Raw genomic sequence first — 18,454 nt, forward strand, 5'->3', positions numbered from 1 at the left:
AAGTAACGGCTACACGATGGATCCTCTGCTAGCCGTGACATAGCAGTTAATATGCTTAAATTGGAGTTGTCATGAAGTTAACCGTTAAGTCTCGCGTAATTGGGGGCTTTAGCATCATTACGGTGCTATTGGTGATTATTGGTTTTACTGCTTATATACGCTTAAACAGCGTGAGTAATGCGACCGCCGAAGTTAACACCATCTCGATCCCTGCTCTCGAAAACAGTGCCATGATGAAAAGTCAGTTTGTTTTAATGAGCAAAATTGGCGTGCAGGCTTTTCATGTCAACGACAGTGCGCAATTGTCTTTGTTACAACAACAGTTTGATAGCCAACTGCAAACCTACAACAACGCCGCTGCAGCGTTAAATAAAACCGTACAGCAGCAACCGACATTACTGGCGGCTGCACAGCAAGTTACCGCCGCTTTTGACAGTTTCTTACCTATCTCAAAGCAGCTATTTCAACAATTAGCGAATAATATCAGCCTGCAAAGTCAGATTGAACAGCAAATGAGCGATCTGGAAATGACTGCAGATGATATGGCGTCATTATTGTTAGATTTTACCGATATCAGTAATGTTCGCAGTAGCTTCCCGCAGGCCTACACCGCAGCGACACAAATGGAAACCGGCATAAATAGCTTATTAAATACCGTGGTTGATTTAAATCGCACCAATGACAGCAGCACTGCCGCCACCATTAGTAATGAAATTGGCTTTCGCTTAGCTGACTTACAAAAGCAACTTGATATCATGTTGCAACAAGCCGCCAGCGTATCAATGCCCGCGGAATTAGCCACTAAGATGCTGGAACTATCGGCCGGTTTAAATGAACAACAAGGTATCCCTGCTAACAAAACCCGCTTGTTAACTGGCAAACTAAATGCCCGCCAACTGCTCGAGAAAGCCGATTCTGATACGCAAGATGCCATTAGCCGTTTAACTGCATTATTAACTCTAAGCACTGCCGCCGCAGAGCAAATTCAACAACAAAGTAGCAGCAGCGTACAAAATGCTATCACTACCATCTTTATGGTGATGTTTGGCTCTATTGTTATCGCCATTTTTATTGCGTTTAGGACTATTAGCGCCATTGTTAATCCGCTGCAAAAAATTAATGCCATGCTCAGCGTAATGGCGGCAGGCGATCTAACCCAACAATTACCGCAGCACGCTCAGGACGAATTTGGCGAACTGTCAAAAAGTATTAATCAGGTTAACCTCAGCTTACAAAGCTTGATCCAAGGGATTATTTCTCGCTCAACGCAGCTAGCGGCAGCATCAGAACAAACCTCAACCATTACCTTGCAAACCACCGAAGCCATACGCGAGCAAAAGTCACAAGTCACGCAAGCCGCTTCGGCCACCACGGAAATGAGCAGTACGGCGCAAGGCGTGCTGCAAAGCTCGAACGATGCTCTGGCCGAGATTAAAAATGCGGATAACGAAGCCGCACGTGTAAAAGGCATTTCATTAGAAAATAAAGCTATCATTGTGCAGTTATCGAAAGAAGTCGATCACGCTTCTGAGGTGATTAACAAAGTGCATAAAGACAGTGCCGCTATCGGTAGCATTTTAGATGTGATCCGAGGCATTGCCGAACAAACCAATTTATTAGCACTAAATGCCGCCATTGAAGCCGCTCGAGCCGGTGAACAAGGCCGCGGCTTTGCGGTAGTTGCCGATGAGGTTCGTTCGTTAGCCAGTAAAACACAGGCTTCTACCCAAGAAATTCAAAACATGATCCAAGCGCTACAAAGCGGTGCGCAAGCCGCAGTAGAAGCGATGAATAAAGGGAAGAAACAAGCAGAAAGCTGTGTCGCAAAAACCGAAGTCGCCACATCAGCTCTCGATAGCATTACACATGCGGTGCATTTGGCACACGATATGAGTGAACAAATATCCAGTGCGGCCAAAGAGCAGCATCAAGTAGCCATTGAAATCAGCGGAATATTAGAAGCCATTGTGGCGCTGGCAGAAGAAACCTCAACCGGCGCTGATCAAACATCCGCTTCCAGCCATGAGGTGGCCAGCCTAGCCGAAGAATTACGTCGCTCGGTCGATCAATTCAAAGTCTAACCGCGCAAACTCATGTCAATAAAAAAGGCCAGCTTGTTAGCTGGCCTTTTTCTGTCTATGCCTTTATTAGCAGCGCTCTAAGGTGATAAAACGATGAGCTAAGGGGTTGCTATCACTTTGTGGCACAACATCCTCACTCGTGATCTGCCAAGGCCCTACCGCTTGATAATCTGGGAAGAAAGCATCGCCTGGTGTTTCTAAGGCAATTTCAGTCAAATATAAGCGCTGCGCTAAAGGTAAACACTGGCGGTAAATGTCAGCACCACCAATAATCATCACTTCTGACACATCGGCTACTAACGCTAAAGCTTGTTCAACGCTATTCACCCATTCTACGTTACAGTTAGCCGGTACCGGCTGACGACTGATCACGATATTTCGACGCCCCGGTAAAGGACGACCAATGGATTCAAAGGTTTTGCGCCCCATCAACACCGGCTTACCCGAAGTCATGGCTTTAAAATGCTTTAAATCGGCCGGCAAATGCCAAGGCATCTGATTATTCAAACCGATTACGCGATTGGCCGCCATCGCAGCGATCATAGCTATTTGCATAAGGCTAACTCAGCGTTGATAAATAACTTCAACATCATAATCATCATCGTCGAAATCATCATCGTCATCCAAGTCATCTTCCAATGCTGCCGCTTCTTCGTGGTAATCATCCCACTTAAAGGTAACAGGATCAGCAATAGGATCAGCGACTTCTTCGGCTGGTAATTCTTCGATGTAACTTAAGATATCTTTCGATAAACGCGCAGTGTTTTCACGCGACGCGGCTGAAATCTTAAAGACCGGGCCTTGCCAATCAATGGCTTTAGTGACCTCAGCGATGATTTCATCTAACTCTTCTTCTAATACTAAATCCAGTTTATTAAATACTAACCAGCGAGGTTTCGCCGCTAATTTTGTACTGTATTTATGTAATTCTTCAATGATGGTTTTGGCATTCTCGGCCGGATCGGAACCGTCAGCAGGCAACACATCGACCACATGTAATAACAAGCGACAACGTTCTAAATGCTTTAAGAATTGGATCCCCAAACCCGCACCTTCTGCAGCACCGGCAATTAAACCAGGAATATCAGCAATCACAAAAGAACGATGAGATTCAACCCGTACTACGCCTAAATTAGGCACGAGGGTGGTAAAAGGATAATCAGCCACTTTCGGTTTAGCTGCTGACACGGCGCGGATTAACGTTGATTTGCCCGCATTGGGTAAGCCTAACAATCCCACATCAGCTAACAATAATAATTCTAAGCGTAAATTACGTATTTCACCTGGCGTACCATTGGTTTTTTTACGTGGCGTGCGGTTTGTGCTACTAGCAAAACGCGCGTTACCTAAACCATGCCAACCGCCTTTAGCGACCATTAGCTTTTTACCGTTTGCCGTTAAATCGCCAATCACTTCTTCCGTATCGGCATCCACAGCGCGCGTTCCAACAGGTACTCTTAATACTAAGTCGGCACCCCGTTTACCGGTACAGTTAACACTCCCGCCGTTTTCACCGCGTTCAGCTTCGTGAAACTTTTCAAATTGGTAGTCTACCAAGGTGTTAAGGTTTTCATCTGCTAGTAGGTAAACATCACCACCATCACCACCGTCACCGCCATTTGGGCCGCCTTTGGAAATAAACTTTTCCCGTAAAAAACTGATAATACCGTTACCGCCGTCGCCGGCTTCAACACGGATTATCGCTTCATCAACAAACTTCATGAGGTGCGTCCTGATTAACTGTGATCTGGTTTGACTTAGTTTTACTGTTGCTCAGTATAACGCATGTCAGACAGTGGAGAAAATTTATAATAAAAAACCCCGCTCGAGGCGGGGTTTTCTTGTAACCATCCAGCTTACTCGCTGACGATGCTTACATATCTACGATTGTGCTCGCCTTTCACTTCAAACTTCACTTTACCTTCAGTTAAAGCGAATAAAGTGTGGTCTTTACCGATACCAACGTTGCTGCCTGGGTGGAATTTAGTGCCACGCTGACGAACAATAATGCTACCAGATAAAACTGATTCACCACCAAAGCGCTTAACACCTAAGCGTTTAGCTTCTGAATCGCGACCGTTACGAGTGCTACCTACACCTTTCTTACTTGCCATGTGTCGATACTCCTGTTACGCGCTGATGCTGGTGATTTTCACTTCAGTGAACCATTGACGATGGCCCATCTGTTTACGTGAATGCTTACGACGACGGAACTTGACGATCTTGATCTTATCGCCACGGCCATGGTTGACCACTTCCGCTACTACTTTACCACCTTCAACTAAAGGGGCGCCGATACTGATTTCTTCGCCATTAGCGATCATCAGTGGGATAAATTCGATTTTTGCGCCGGTTTCTAAGTCTAGTTTCTCTAGACGAAGAGTTTGACCTTCCGTCACACGGTGCTGTTTGCCACCACTTTGGAAAACCGCGTACATAGTTAACTCCGTACAAAGCACGCCAACGCTTTTTAAATTTAAGGGGCGTGTTAATTCAATTCACAGGGCGCGAATTGTACGCAATTTCCCCCAGTGCCGCAAGCACAATTATTAAAAAGATCTGGCTGTGGGCATTCTAACGCAGCAATGCCTCTTCAGCCAACTTCAAGGCGTTAAGGGCTAGGCGCTGCAATGCTAGAAGAAAGAGACTATTTTCGGCTGCTGCAACAGCGCATTGGCTGCCCAAATACCGCCCCGAAAGATCAATCCTGAATATCGTTACACGCTTTTGCGCACCGCTAAAACGATATTTAAAAGCTTAATATTAGTGCAGTTTACTGGCAAGCCAATCATTTATCAGAAAAGGGGATCCGTACTATCACCGAAAAGGATCCAGATTTCATTTTAGCCCACAGTTTGAATAGTGTAGAATCACCAGCATTCATTACTTTAGCAGTTAGAAGCAGATGACGCTCGACGAAATACAGCAACTCTCCGCAGACGATATGGCCGCGGTCAATCAGCATATTTTTTCTCAGCTTAGCTCTGATGTAGCGCTGATTAATCAACTGGGTATCTATATTGTAAATAGTGGCGGCAAACGTTTGCGGCCGTTACTGGCGGTACTGGCCGCCAGAGCCTTGGGCTATCAAGGAACACAACATCTGAGCATTGCCGCTATTGTGGAGTTTATTCATACCTCCACTTTGCTACATGATGACGTCGTCGATGAGTCGACTATGCGCCGTGGCAAAGAAACCGCTAATGCGTTGTTTGGCAATCAAGCTAGCGTGTTAGTCGGCGACTTTTTATACAGCCGCTCTTTTCAAATGATGGTTGAGCTGAACAATATGCGCGTAATGCAAGTATTAGCGAATGCCACCAATATTATTGCAGAGGGTGAAGTATTACAGTTGATGAACATCAACGACCCTACCACTACTGAAGAAAACTACCTGCAAGTTATCTACTGTAAAACAGCAAAATTATTTGAGGCCGCTACCCAACTTGCCGCCATCATCGCTGCACAGCCCGACTCGGTTGAACAAGCCATGAAAGCTTATGGCATGCACCTAGGCACGGCCTTTCAGTTAATTGATGATGTATTAGATTACCAAGCCGATGCCGCTGAACTGGGCAAAAATATTGGTGATGATCTTGCCGAAGGTAAACCCACGCTGCCATTAATTCATGCGATGCGTCATGGCTCAGCCATACAACAACAATTAATTAGCGATGCGATTACCGAGCGTAATGGTATGCAGCATTTGCCAGAGATTATGGCCGCGCTGCACGAAACGGGTGCTTTTGATTACACCCGGCAGCTGGCGCAGCAAGAAGCATTAAAAGCGCAACAGGCTTTAGCCGAGTTAGCACCTTCGCCTTTTAAGCAGGCTTTAGTTGCCTTGGCAGACATTGCGGTGTCACGCAGCCATTAAGGCTTTATCCGGGCCACTCATTGCAATAAAAAAGGCGCTTTAAGCGCCTTTTTTTAAACTGAGTTAAACTTAGTTTTTGTTGACAAACTCTTCGCCTAAAGCGATGTCTGCTTTTAACGTTCCCAGCATATCGTTCATGGCTTTTTCTTCAAAAGCACTTAATTGACCGATTGGCAATAATTGCTCAACACCGTTTTTACCCAGCACTAATGGCTGAGCGAAGAAACGTGCATGTTCACCCGCACCTTCAACGTAAGCATATTCATTTACTGTTTCGCCCTGTAAACCTTTCACTAAAGAAATACAGAAACGCGCAGCGGCCTGACCCATTGATAGGGTTGCTGATCCGCCACCGGCTTTTGCTTCAACAACTTCGGTACCCGCATTTTGGATACGCGTTGTTAAGGCTGCCACTTCATCATCGCTGAAGCTCACGCCAGAAACTTGAGACAGTAAAGGCAGGATCGTTGTACCGCTGTGGCCACCGATTACTGGCACAGTGATTTCAGTTGGGTTTTTACCTTTTAAGGCTGCAACAAAGGTTTCAGCGCGGATCACGTCCAGTGTAGTTACACCGAATAAACGACGTGCATCATAAGTACCGGCTTTCTTGAACACTTCTGCCGCAATGGCCACAGTGGTGTTCACTGGGTTAGTAATAATACCGACTAACGCTTTAGGACACTGCTCAACGATAGCTTCAGCTAATGTTTTCACTACGCCAGCATTGATGTTGAACAGATCAGAACGATCCATACCCGGCTTACGTGGCATGCCCGCAGGGATCATCACGATGTCGGCACCGGCTAATGCCGTGTTCAGATCTTCTTTACCATAACCCGTTACGTTTACTGCTGTAGGAATGTGGCTCAGATCAACCGCAACACCAGGAGTAACAGGAGCCAGATCATACAAGGCTAAGTCTGTGCCGGCAGGTAAATCTAACTTCAGTAACAACGACAGTGCCTGGCCAATACCACCGGCAGCACCTAATACGGCAACTTTCATGCTTCTCTCCAATTATACAGTTCAGAATAACCGCGCCAACAATACTGAAATGACGCTCAAAATACAAATGTCTTACGCCTAAAGTCTAAGCCTTTTTTCAGATAAAGTAGACAGATGTCACCTACCACAGCTTAACCAAGCTATTTTAGCGTAGTCACTGCTATTGTGGCGTTAAATTTGATAGTATCAAACACAGTAAATATTGCTGAACCGAGAGCCATGACCAAACAAAACCGCCAAGAAGCCCTTATCCATGCCTTTAAAGCCCTGCTAAAAACAGAAAGCTTCGGCTCTCAAGGTGAAATTGTTGATGCTCTCAAGCATGATGGCTTTGACAATGTGAGCCAATCAAAAGTCTCGCGCATGCTGAGTAAATACGGTGCGGTGCGTACCCGTAATGCTAAACAAGAAATGGTTTACACTTTACCGCCTGAACTAGGCGTACCGACGACCAAAAGCCCATTGCGTCAGCTGGTACTGGATATTGAACATAACGATGTGATGATTATCATCCGTACCAGTCCCGGTGCCGCACAACTTATTGCGCGCTTGCTGGATTCTGTAGGCAAAGCCGAAGGCGTGTTGGGTACTATCGCTGGCGACGATACCATTTTTATCGCGCCGATCAGCGTGAAAAATATCGATTTTACCTTACAAAAAGTCACCGAATTATTCGAGAAGGTGTGATGATTGCGCCGTAAATTCACCGCGGGCGGCGGCTTCCATAAAAGTGATTGAAGGAACAAAAAACGCCGCTGCAAGATCAATACGGCAAAAATCGAGTAAGCCATCGTAAATACCCGATTGCTGTAAACCCAATTTACTGCGCCAGAGCCGACTAAAAACATCACTTTCTGCACTAAAACATAACTGTAACGCACCTTGCGTATGCAAACTGGCATAAGGCATGTTTTGCTCGAGCAACATCGCATCATTAGGCGCTAATACCACATGTTGTGCCGTTAAATGACTACTACGGATTTCAGCATCCGCTGCGCACTTTTTACCATCCAGCTTTTGATAACCCATGATGGCTTCTTGTTGCTCCGTACTTAATTGTAACCAATGTCTGTGATCTAACTGTAATCGATAAAAATAAAGATAACTGCCACCAGCAAAAACAGGATCGTTAAGCGCATCCACAAGCGCCGCTTTGCGCCGCTTGATGCCACGTGGATTCGATGGCGCATCGATAAAGCCCGTTAATTGCCGACCGTCCAGATAGCGGAACCCTGATAAATTTTCGACAATTTCGACATTAGGACTAATCAACTGATAGATTTGTTGCAGCGCGATGTAATTAACATCAGTCCGATCTGAGCGCACTTGGATGAATAAATCCGCCATACTGTGGCTTACTTGAAAATGCTCTGAGCGAAACTCGGGAAACGCACTAAGACCGGCCGGCCGCTGCCAAGGATACAGGCTATCCCAAAAATGACTGCTAATGGCGACCACACCGCTGAGCATGGCTTCGGAGAAGTGATCGGCTAAACGATTTATTATCTGCGGCAGTCGCGTTAGTTTTTGCCGCAGCATGGCTTCTTGACCATCTAACACATTAATGAGCAGATAACTGCCATGTAAATTTGCTTCTGCACAAATTCCTAATTGTTCGCGTGCCATGTGGTTCCTTCAGTGTTTTCTGTCACCATTATCGCTTGCCAAAGTAGAAGGTCAATCCCCAGTGTGACTAATCGCCTGCCTTTGTGTGCGAGATCTCTCACAAAACAGGTAGCCAAAGCGCTTTATATCTGCACCACTCAGAAAGACTTTCAATTTAAACTGTTGATATTAAATATCTATTTTTGATTTACACTTTATTGCAAAGATAAGACAATTTTTCCCATCACAGAAAACCCCTCCTATTTTATGCTGATAAAGGCATAATAAACACATCGAAGGAACGATAGCTGAAAGGATTTCAGTAGCAGCAAGGTCGCGGTACAGGATGTTTTCGGTAATGGATATTACCAGATGCAGGATAGCATAGGGACAGCATTAGGACATCTTCAGGATGAAGAAAACTCGGCAGGATGAAAGAGTAAGAAAGGATAGCCTTGGATGGCAATATTTCGCTTGCAGCTGCAGGATGCGGCCAAGCAGACAATAATAAGGATAACGCTATTGTCGCATGATAAGTCATCGGAGATGACGGCAGGATGCACTTTCACACCGCGGATTTTGGTGTGCTATGGACACTGACATGATGTCAGCGAGTAATGGATGCGCTTGCAGGATGCAGCACGGATGCACTTTTCAGTCGATTAAGGAATGATCACTGCAATGGATGCAAAATTGAAACTGGGCCGCATTTGTGCGGCCTTTTTCTTTTATGCTAATGGCCATCTTAACCTATCACTCAGCAGAAATTGTTCGGCTTAGCTTACCCCTTTATGCGCTTTTCAGCGGCCTCATCGCACAACAGGTTCAATCTGCTTTCCCACAGCAATTCCCTTACTTATTGCACTGATGACAGACTGACTATTCACCCTCAGGTTGTTGTTTTCAAACGTTGATGGTCCATGCTGTTAAATACGCAACCTGGCAACCCTACTGAGTAAACATGCAGCAATACCCTGCTATATTAAAGCGCATTTACGTTGTTGATCGCGTTTATTGCACATAAAAAAACCCCGCTGCCAGTAGCAACGGGGTGTCAAATAGGACAAAGGACAAGGATAGACAGAGGTGGGTCACGTTTAGTGTTGCTGGCTAGAAACTAAGTTTACTGACGCCAACAACACAGGCTCTTGGAGGGTGCCACCGACACCCGCCAAACTGCTTACTTTACCGAGGCAACAAACTCAGGGTAGGCTTCAATACCGCACTCTGAAGCATCCACACCTTCATATTCTGCTTCTTCGCTTACACGAATACCCATTACCAATTTCAGGAGGTACCAAACCACCAAGCTTGTAATAAATACCCAAGCAAAGATTGCAAAAGCACCAATTAACTGGCCAACGAAGGTTGCACCTTCTTTACTAAATGGCACAATCATCAGACCGAAGAAACCTACTACGCCATGAACAGAAATAGCACCAACTGGATCATCAATCTTAATTTTGTCTAAAGCGATAATCGAGCCGACCACTAACACACCACCTATGGCACCGAATAACGTTGCCTGTAAAGCAGTTGGTGTAGAAGGTTCAGCCGTGATAGCAACCAAGCCTGCAAGAGCACCGTTTAATGTCATCGTTAAATCAGCTTTGCGGAATAAGAGCACCGATAAGGCCAGTGCTGCAATAGCGCCGGAAGCGGCAGCCGCATTGGTATTTAAAAAGACCACGGCAACAGCATTAGCATTACTGATATCCCCCAGTTTTAATACTGAACCACCGTTAAAACCAAACCAACCCATCCACAGTATCAAGGTACCTAAGGTTGCTAAAGGCATGTTCGCACCAGGGATTGCATTCACTTTACCGTCTTTACTATACTTCCCTTTCCGAGCACCTAGTAATAACACTCCCGCTAAGGCTGCCGCAGCACCTGCCATGTGCACAATGCCTGAGCCTGCGAAATCAGAAAAACCAAACTGATCATCCAGATTAATACCGAACATCCCTTCAGCGCCCCAAGTCCAAGATCCATGAACTGGATAAATAAAGCCCGTCATCACCACCGCGAATGCTAAAAAGGCCCAAAGCTTCATTCGCTCAGCAACAGCACCAGAAACGATAGACATTGCAGTAGCAACAAAGACGACTTGGAAGAAGAAGTCAGATGCGCTAGAGTAAACCGCTGCCCCTGTAAAACCATCTTCACGCTCGGCAAAACTGGTTAAGGTAGCATCAACATCCACAGCGCCGATACCACTTAAGAAAAAGTCACCGCCATACATAAATGCGTAACCGCATATTAGGTACATAATGCAAGCTATGGAGTAAAGAGCCACGTTTTTAGTTAAAATCTCAGTGGTATTTTTGGCGCGCACCAAACCTGCTTCCAGCATTGAAAAACCGGCAGCCATCCACATGACTAAGACACCGCACATTAAAAAGTAGAAGGTATCCATGGCATATTGTAAGTGATAAATTTGTTCTTGCATGTTAATACTCCTTAAATCGCTTCGGCGTCGGTTTCACCCGTCCGAATACGGACGGCTTGTTCGAGGTTGTAAACGAAAATTTTTCCGTCACCTATCCGACCGGTATGAGCCGCTTTTTGAATGGCTTCAAGTAAACGTTCTACCTGATCATCTTGGGTCGCAATTTCCAGTTTTACCTTTGGCAGGAAATCAACCTGATACTCAGCTCCACGATATAATTCGGTGTGGCCTTTCTGCCGACCAAAACCTTTTACTTCTGTCACCGTTAAACCTTCTACACCAATGTCCGCGATGGCTTCACGAACATCATCCAGTTTGAACGGCTTGATGATGGCACAAACAAGCTTCATGATGGTTTTCCTTATCGACTAATTTTTGTGATTGCACCGTTATATAAGAAAACCTTGTGCCAACTTTTATTTATCGATAAAAAACAATAATTTAAGCCTACACCACCAAATTTAAAGCAAAAAAAAGCACCATAATGGTGCATTCATTCCCGTAGACTGTGCAGCTCTCTTCGCTTAACCTCCGCTTAAAAACTGCTGCCAGGCCTGTAGCAGTTTCACTAAATCTTCCAAACCACATTGGGTTTGCATGCCATGATCATCCAGCGATAATGCCTCTTCATCAAGCTCGGCTGAGGTTTGTTGCCTCGTGTCCCCTGCTTCATAAAATAGGGTGTTATGTCTTAAAGTCACCTCGGCATGTTCCACTTCGAGTAGATATTCTTTTCCTTGGAAGCGCAAAGTGTCATAGGCTTTTAAGGCCTGCAATTGGCTTAACAGCGGTTGATAAGCCGAAGCTTGCTGGCCAAATTCGTCCAATAAAAAGCGCGCTAACACATCGTGTTCAGCACTGAGTTTTAAGCTAAATTGCCGGGTGGCCCGATCATAAGTAAAGTCGTATTCCATGCACTATTCCGTTAACACGCAGTGTTAGAGCGCCCACGGCACAAGCCACAGCAGCTAGGCGTACCGTATTTGTTTGAGGCGAAGATTTTACCTGATTTCATGCGGCTTGGTTGGCAAAATAGCAGGTTTTTGCGCTAAGTCAGTTAGTAGCGGCAGTTAGCACAGTACTGATTAAGTCGACAGGATAACCGACACGGCTCAGCAACCTTGTCACCCAGTGCGATGTCAGCCGTGGCTTTGTAGGAACATTACGTATAAAAAAGGCCTGCATTCAGCAGGCCTTGTTAAACAGTTTGCTGACTACACAGCTTGCTGAATAATCACGTTGTCTGCTTTTTTAGTGTATTGCGACATCTTATGGAAGTTCAGGTAACGATAAGTGTCGGCTGCCGTAGCATCGATCTGTTTCGCGTACTCTAAGTATTCCGCTACTGTCGGTAACTTACCGATAATAGAAGCGACCGCCGCTAACTCGGCTGATGCTAAATAAACATTCGCACCCTGACCTAAACGGTTCGGGAAGTTACGAGTAGACGTTGAGACGACTGTCGACTTCTCAGCTACGCGAGCTTGGTTACCCATACACAGTGAGCAACCTGGCATTTCAGTGCGTGCACCAACTTTACCGAAGATACTGTAGTAACCTTCTTCCGTTAACTGTGCTTGGTCCATCTTAGTCGGCGGAGCGATCCATAACCGCGTGGGCAACTGGCCTTTATATTTGTCCAGTAATTTACCCGCAGCACGGAAGTGACCAATGTTGGTCATACAAGAACCGATAAATACTTCATCAATCTTGTCGCCTGCTACTTTAGACAATAAACGCGCATCATCTGGGTCATTTGGTGCACATAGTACCGGCTCTTTAATGTCAGCTAGGTCAATTTCAATTACTTCAGTATATTCTGCATCAGCATCAGCAGACATTAACTGTGGATCTTTCAACCAAGCTTGCATTGCTTGAATACGGCGCTCGATAGTACGAACATCACCATAGCCTTCAGAAATCATCCACTTCAACATCACGATGTTTGATTCAAGATATTCGGCAATCGATTCTTCTGACAACTTGATAGTACAACCGGCAGCAGAACGCTCAGCAGACGCATCTGATAATTCAAAAGCTTGCTCAACCGTTAAGGTTGGTAAGCCTTCAATTTCTAAAATTCGGCCAGAAAAAATGTTCTTCTTACCTTTCTTATCAACCGTTAACAAACCTTTTTGGATCGCTACGTAAGGAATGGCATGTACTAAGTCACGTAAGGTAATGCCTGGCTGCATTTCGCCTTTAAAGCGGACCAATACCGATTCAGGCATATCAAGCGGCATAACACCCGTTGCCGCAGCGAAAGCGACTAAGCCTGAACCCGCTGGGAACGAAATACCAATTGGGAAGCGTGTATGCGAATCACCACCCGTACCCACTGTATCCGGCAGTAACATACGGTTTAACCAGCTGTGGATAATACCGTCACCTGGGCGCAGTGCCACACCGCCACGATTCATAATGAAATCTGGCAACGTGTGGTGAGTGTCAACATCAACGGGCTTCGGATACGCGGCCGTGTGACAGAAAGATTGCATAGTTAAGTCGGCGGTGAAGCCTAAACACGCTAAGTCTTTTAATTCATCACGCGTCATGGGGCCAGTCGTGTCTTGCGAACCTACGGTGGTCATTTTCGGTTCACAGTAAGTACCAGGACGCACGCCTTTCACGCCGCACGCTTTACCTACCATTTTCTGCGCTAAGGTGAAGCCTTTGCCAGAATCTGTTTTGGGTAAGGGACGACGGAACTTGTCTGAATGACCTAATTTTAAAAACTCACGAGCACGGTCAGTTAAACCACGACCGATAATTAATGGAATACGGCCACCGGCACGAACTTCGTCAATTAAAACGTCAGTTGCTAAACTGAACTCGGCTAATACTTCGTCAGTACCATGGCGAACCACTTTGCCTTCGAATGGCAGAATGTCGATCACATCGCCCATTTCTAACTTGCTAACATCGACTTCGATAGGTAATGCGCCAGAGTCTTCCATGGTGTTAAAGAAGATAGGAGCAATTTTGCCACCTAACACAAAACCACCGCCACGCTTGTTTGGCACGTAGGGAATATCATCCCCCATAAACCACAATACCGAGTTAGTGGCAGATTTACGTGATGAACCCGTACCCACTACATCACCCACATAAGCCAATGGGTAGCCTTTTTTATTCAGTTCTTCTAGCTGCTTGATCGGGCCAATAGTACCTGGCTCATCCGGGTTGATGCCTTCACGGGCATTTTTCAACATAGCTAAGGCGTGCAGAGGGATATCTGGACGTGACCAAGCATCCGGTGCTGGTGATAAATCATCCGTGTTGGTTTCGCCAGACACTTTAAATACGGTCACCGTAATTTTCTCAGCTAAAGCCGGTTTGGCTTCAAACCACTCGGCATCGGCCCAGCTTTGAACGACTTGCTTCGCATACTCGTTACCCGCATCGGCTTTGTCAGTCACATCATGGAAAGCATCAAAAATCAGTAAGGTGTGCGATAACGCCTTAGCAGCGATCGGCGCGAGCTTGGCATCATCTAATAAACTGATTAGTGGCTCGATGTTGTAACCACCCATCATGGTACCTAACAACTCGGTAGCACGCTCAGCGTCGATTAACGGGCTGGTTGCTTCGCCTTTCGCAAGTGCGGCTAAAAAGCCCGCTTTTACATAGGCAGCTTCATCAACACCTGGTGGTACGCGGTTGATAAGCAAATCTAAAATGAATTCTTCCTCACCTTTTGGTGGGTTTTTCAAAAGCTCAATTAAGGCAGCTACTTGTTCTGCGTTTAACGGCTTGGCAGGGATCCCTTGTTCGGCGCGTTCGGCCACGTGTTCACGATATTCTTGTAGCACAGTAATGTCCTCTCAGTCGTTGCTTTGCAGTCTGGTCACTGCAATGTCATGCTGTTGAATGTATGGGCTCAATTATAAGAAAGATCAAGGCAAAAGCCTAATAGCATAATAACTGACCTGCTTATACTGGTTATAACCTTGCTGAATACAAAGGGTCAGTCATACTCATTTTATTTATAGTGGTCCGACCAAACATACTAAAAAGCTGCGCCTGTCATACCTTGCCTCTTGCAAAGATCAAACAGGTCGCAGCCGCAGTGTAGCAGAAGTATGCTGACTTTGCTTAAGCGCGTGTGGTTACCAAATTTTTACGCGTTGCGCTTCTGGCAGATACATCGCATCGCCTTCTTTAATATCAAATGCCGTATAAAACTCAGGCATATTCGGCAATACACCAATTACCCGATAATGCGCAGGTGAATGCGGGCCGGTGCTTAATTGCCGACGTAACGCCTCTTCACGGAACTTAGTACGCCATACCTGCGCCCAGCTAATAAAAAAGCGTTGTTCACCGGTAAAGCCATCTAATACTGGCGCGTCTTTACCCGCTAATGACAACTGATACGCTTTTAACGCAACAGTCATGCCGCCTAAGTCACCGATGTTTTCGCCTAAAGCCACAGCACCGTTCACATTGACACCGGGTAAAGGTTCAAAGTTGTTGTACTGACCAATCAACTTAGCACCCCGTGCTTGAAATTGTGCTTTATCTTGTTCAGTCCACCAGTTACGTAAGTTACCGTCGCCATCGTATTTTGCGCCTTGGTCGTCAAAACCATGACCAATTTCGTGACCAATCACCGCACCGATACCACCATAGTTGACGGCGTCATCCGCTGCCATATTGAAAAATGGCGGCTGTAAAATAGCCGCTGGGAATACAATTTCGTTGTTCACAGGGTTGTAGTAGGCATTAACAGTTTGCGGCGTCATAAACCATTCGTCTTTATCGATAGGCTGGCCTAACTTACTGGTCATCTCTGCATAAGCCCAATGACTGGCTCTAACAAAGTTACCCACTAAATCATCCGCTTTGATCTCTAAGGTGGAATAATCTTTCCACTTGTTTGGGTAACCAATCTTCGGTGTGAATTTGCTCAGTTTATCCAGCGCAGCAACTTTGGTTTCTTCGCCCATCCACTCCAGGTTTTTGATGGAGACCTCATAGGCTTTAATGACATTGGCCACCAGCTGTTCCATCCGCGCTTTGGCTTCTGGGCTGAAATGCTGTTCAACATACAACTTACCGGTTAACTCACCTAAAACCTGATCAGCCGCGTCTACCGCACGTTTCCAGCGTGGCTGTTGTTCTTGAATACCACTTAAGGTTTTGCCATAGAACTCAAAACGGCGATCAGCAAAGTTGCTACTGAGTTTGTCAGCAAAGCCATTAATCGTTTTGCTGGTTAAATAATCTTGCCAGCTTTGCAGATCTGTTTCAGCAATCACTTTAGCTAATCCAGCAAAGTAAGACGGCTGACGCACAATCAGGTCATCCACGTTGTTTAACTGCATGGCCTTGGCATAGGCCTGCCAATCAAAGCTGCCCACTAAGCTGTCTAATTCACTGACGGCAATTTTGTTGTAAGTTTTGTCAGCATTGCGATTATCTAAACGTGTCCAGTGATGTTCCGCCAATGCTTTTTCTAGGTTGTATACCCGCATCGCCGCCGCTTTTGCATCCGGTGCGCCTGCAAGAGCAAACATATCGGTTAAATAGGTTTGATATTGATTAATGATCGTCAGCGAAGCTTCATCGTCTTTAAAATAGTAATCACGATCCGGTAAACCTAAACCACCTTGATTGAGATAAACCGCATATTCGGTAGAGTTTTTTGCATCATTATTGATAAACCAACCAAAAGGAATACTGACGCCATCACGCTGTAAACTCGCAAATAATTCAGCTAACTGCGCTTTGTCTGTTAACCCTTTAATCGCCTCTAATTGCGGAGTTAAGGGGGACAAACCTAATTCCTCAATCACGCTTTCATTCATAAAGCTATTGTAAAAACTGCCCAGTTTTTGCTCATCAGAGCCAGCAACTAAATCGGTTTTCGCTGCAACTTGATCGATAATATCTTTGACCGCTTGTTGTGAGCGATCGGCTAATACGTGAAAAGAACCATAAGTTGCTTTATCGGCAGGGATCGGGGTTTCGGCTAACCATTTACCATTAACCGCTAAAAAGAAGTCTTGGCTAAAAGCAACGTTTTCATCAAAGTTTTGTTGATCAATACCAGACACCAAAGGTGCTGCGGCAACTTGGCTTTGTGTCGTTGTTTCTGGCGTTGTCGGTTGTTTACTACAAGCCGTTAAACCTAATGCTAGCGCCACCGCGCCAGCAACGAGTGTATATTTTTTCATTCTTATATCCTGTTCTACTTGGAGGTTGTGCGCATCATCTTACGCGCTATGTTCAGTGTTGCCAATTTGCGCCAATGACTAAGTTGTAACAAGGTATTAAACCGATGGCTCAGTCGACATCGCATGCTCTCCCAGTTCGAAAATCACACTGGCCCGCCCCACTAATAGCGGATCAGGCGCACAAGCCACTTCGGCATTGCGATTATGATACGGCAAGCATTGCAATACATAACGCAACGCATTAAGCCGTGCCCGTTTTTTACAATCTGACTTAATAACTGACCAAGGGGCGTAGGACGTGTCAGTATTAGCAAACATGGCTTCTTTTGCATGGGTGTACTCATGCCATTTGTCTAACGAGGCAAGATCGACTGGGCTCAGTTTCCACTGTTTAAGCGGATGCGCTTCACGCTCGGTAAAACGGCGTCGTTGCTCGTCCTGACTGACCGAAAACCATAACTTTATTAAATGAATACCACTGCGCACTAAATGCCGTTCGAACTCGGGCGCTTGTATCATAAATTCATGATACTCATCATTGCTGCAAAACCCCATAACATGCTCAACGCCCGCACGGTTATACCAAGAGCGGTCAAACAACACGATTTCACCCTTTGTTGGCAACTCAGCCACATAACGTTGAAAAAACCACTGGCCTTGTTCTGCTTCACTGGGCTTATCTAACGCCACAACACGTGCACCACGTGGATTTAAATGTTCCATAAAGCGTTTAATGGCGCCGCCCTTGCCTGCTGCATCGCGCCCTTCAAATAAAATTACTACTCGCTGCCCGGTTTCTTTCACCCAGCGCTGCAACTTCAGTAATTCAACTTGTAAATGATATTTTTGCTTTTCATAGGTTTTACGATTTAAGCGATTCACATAAGGATAACCGCCTCCGCGCCAATTGGCGGTTAATTCGGTATCGGCTTTTTCGCGGCGTTTTTCACTTAAAACTGATTCTCCGCGATTCAAGGCCTTGCTTAATTCAGCTAAATCGTCCGGCGAGACGCCTTCTAACATTGCCAGTAAATGCTCAGACAACTTGTCCATATCACCGGCAGCTTGCGCGGCAATAATATCTTCTATCACCACGGCTTTTGCTTGTTGGCTGGCGTTGAGCCGTTGTTCTACTTGCTCGGCAAGCACGTCATGCTGGGCTGCGGCTGTGGGATCTGGTTGTACTTTTTTAGGGGGTGGCGTTGCGGCCATCTGTGGTTTTTTCCTCATGCTAAATCCTTTGTTTCTGCAT

15 protein-coding genes are annotated in these 18,454 nt (G+C 45.8%); 3 read left to right on the plus strand and 12 right to left on the minus strand.

Annotation, left to right across the window (positions count from 1 at the left end):
• The first annotated feature begins 71 nt into the window (after positions 1-71).
• Positions 72-2,081 (plus strand): methyl-accepting chemotaxis protein, encoded by a 2,010-nt coding sequence (locus ORJ01_RS09875; protein ID WP_226752392.1) that lies wholly within the window; start codon positions 72-74, stop codon positions 2,079-2,081.
• Between the two features lie 66 nt (positions 2,082-2,147).
• On the opposite strand, the gene folA is transcribed toward ORJ01_RS09875, so the two are convergent.
• From folA to rplU, 4 genes are all read right to left on the minus strand, one after another.
• Positions 2,148-2,636 carry a type 3 dihydrofolate reductase gene (folA, locus tag ORJ01_RS09880; protein ID WP_226751992.1) on the minus strand — a complete coding sequence of 163 codons (489 nt, stop codon included), beginning with the start codon at positions 2,634-2,636 and terminating at the stop codon, positions 2,148-2,150.
• Between the two features lie 9 nt (positions 2,637-2,645).
• On the minus strand, positions 2,646-3,803 hold the full coding sequence (gene cgtA / locus ORJ01_RS09885) for an Obg family GTPase CgtA (protein ID WP_226751991.1): 1,158 nt from the start codon (positions 3,801-3,803) through the stop codon (positions 2,646-2,648).
• Between the two features lie 134 nt (positions 3,804-3,937).
• Entirely contained in the window at positions 3,938-4,195 is a 258-nt protein-coding gene (rpmA, locus tag ORJ01_RS09890) for a 50S ribosomal protein L27 (protein ID WP_226751990.1), read from the minus strand.
• Positions 4,196-4,210: 15 nt separating this feature from the next.
• Complete coding sequence (gene rplU, locus ORJ01_RS09895) at positions 4,211-4,519, minus strand: 50S ribosomal protein L21 (protein WP_226751989.1); 309 nt, start codon at positions 4,517-4,519, stop codon at positions 4,211-4,213.
• 467 nt (positions 4,520-4,986) lie between these two features.
• Here rplU and ispB point away from each other — a divergent pair, with 467 nt between their 5' ends.
• Positions 4,987-5,958, plus strand: coding sequence for an octaprenyl diphosphate synthase (gene ispB, locus ORJ01_RS09900; RefSeq protein WP_226751988.1), 972 nt, complete (start codon positions 4,987-4,989; stop codon positions 5,956-5,958).
• Positions 5,959-6,027: 69 nt separating this feature from the next.
• Here the strand turns inward: ispB and mdh are convergent, their stop codons facing one another.
• On the minus strand, positions 6,028-6,966 hold the full coding sequence (gene mdh, locus ORJ01_RS09905) for a malate dehydrogenase (protein ID WP_226751987.1): 939 nt from the start codon (positions 6,964-6,966) through the stop codon (positions 6,028-6,030).
• Positions 6,967-7,185: 219 nt separating this feature from the next.
• On the opposite strand from mdh, the gene argR reads away from it, so the two are divergent.
• Entirely contained in the window at positions 7,186-7,653 is a 468-nt protein-coding gene (gene argR, locus ORJ01_RS09910) for a transcriptional regulator ArgR (RefSeq protein ID WP_226751986.1), read from the plus strand.
• Here argR and ORJ01_RS09915 read toward each other — a convergent pair.
• From ORJ01_RS09915 to ppk2, 7 genes are all read right to left on the minus strand, one after another.
• Entirely contained in the window at positions 7,636-8,592 is a 957-nt protein-coding gene (locus ORJ01_RS09915) for a Dyp-type peroxidase (RefSeq protein ID WP_306177876.1), read from the minus strand. The two genes, argR and ORJ01_RS09915, sit on opposite strands and share 18 nt — an antisense overlap.
• A gap of 1,159 nt (positions 8,593-9,751) precedes the next feature.
• The gene (locus ORJ01_RS09920) at positions 9,752-11,023 is read right to left on the minus strand and encodes an ammonium transporter (RefSeq protein ID WP_306177877.1); all 1,272 of its coding nucleotides are present in this window, start codon (positions 11,021-11,023) and stop codon (positions 9,752-9,754) included.
• Between the two features lie 11 nt (positions 11,024-11,034).
• Complete coding sequence (glnK, locus tag ORJ01_RS09925; RefSeq protein ID WP_226751983.1) at positions 11,035-11,373, minus strand: P-II family nitrogen regulator; 339 nt, start codon at positions 11,371-11,373, stop codon at positions 11,035-11,037.
• A gap of 174 nt (positions 11,374-11,547) precedes the next feature.
• Positions 11,548-11,937 carry a YacL family protein gene (locus ORJ01_RS09930; protein ID WP_306177878.1) on the minus strand — a complete coding sequence of 130 codons (390 nt, stop codon included), beginning with the start codon at positions 11,935-11,937 and terminating at the stop codon, positions 11,548-11,550.
• A gap of 300 nt (positions 11,938-12,237) precedes the next feature.
• Complete coding sequence (gene acnB / locus ORJ01_RS09935; RefSeq protein WP_306177879.1) at positions 12,238-14,835, minus strand: bifunctional aconitate hydratase 2/2-methylisocitrate dehydratase; 2,598 nt, start codon at positions 14,833-14,835, stop codon at positions 12,238-12,240.
• 297 nt (positions 14,836-15,132) lie between these two features.
• Positions 15,133-17,202 carry a M13 family metallopeptidase gene (locus ORJ01_RS09940; RefSeq protein ID WP_306177880.1) on the minus strand — a complete coding sequence of 690 codons (2,070 nt, stop codon included), beginning with the start codon at positions 17,200-17,202 and terminating at the stop codon, positions 15,133-15,135.
• Positions 17,203-17,298: 96 nt separating this feature from the next.
• Entirely contained in the window at positions 17,299-18,432 is a 1,134-nt protein-coding gene (gene ppk2, locus ORJ01_RS09945; protein ID WP_306177881.1) for a polyphosphate kinase 2, read from the minus strand.
• Positions 18,433-18,454 lie beyond the last annotated feature (22 nt).

It is taken from the genome of Alishewanella sp. SMS8, assembly GCF_030737935.1.
Taxonomy (GTDB): domain Bacteria; phylum Pseudomonadota; class Gammaproteobacteria; order Enterobacterales; family Alteromonadaceae; genus Alishewanella; species Alishewanella maricola.